The organism is Bradyrhizobium sp. Arg237L (assembly GCF_029990105.1).
Classification (GTDB): Bacteria; Pseudomonadota; Alphaproteobacteria; order Rhizobiales; family Xanthobacteraceae; genus Bradyrhizobium.
This window is the reverse complement of record NZ_JAQMIL010000235.1, coordinates 1-423: the sequence shown is the minus strand read 5'-3', so window position 1 is coordinate 423 and position 423 is coordinate 1. Positions and strand designations below refer to the sequence as shown.

General features: G+C 61.0%; 1 protein-coding gene and 1 pseudogene. Both read left to right on the top strand.

The window, feature by feature from the left end; translation table 11 throughout:
- A pseudogene (locus tag OZ411_RS43135) lies at positions 1-104 on the top strand (antitoxin Xre/MbcA/ParS toxin-binding domain-containing protein); the annotation flags it as partial.
- Positions 101-423: RES domain-containing protein (locus tag OZ411_RS43130; protein WP_282532831.1), on the top strand; the 323-nt coding region annotated here is incomplete at its 3' end. The pseudogene OZ411_RS43135 and the gene OZ411_RS43130, both read left to right, overlap by 4 nt.

The following is a 423-nucleotide window of genomic DNA, read 5'->3' as shown; positions in this document are numbered from 1 at the left end:
TGATCGAGGACAAGCGGCCCATCGACGTCGTCATCCAAAGCGAATTCGGGGCCGAGTTGGTCATCGATATTCTCGGCCGTCTGAAATACGGCACGGCCGCGTGACGGCACAGATTCTCGATCGCGGCCTAACGTGTTTTCGCATTGGCGACCCTGCCGGCGCTCATCCCATCTTCGACGCGACAGGCTCGACGATCGCGCCCGGGCGCTGGAACACCATCGGCAGCCCGATGATTTATGCGAGCGAGCATTATTCCACGGCTCTGCTCGAGAAGCTGGTGCATGGCAGCGGCGCGCTGCCGCCGAACCAGCATTTCATCACCATTACCATTCCACGTGGAATGACCTACGAGGTCTTTTCACCCCCCTCACTCCCCGGCTGGGACCAGATGCCGGCAACGGTCAGCAAGCGTTTTGGCGAGGC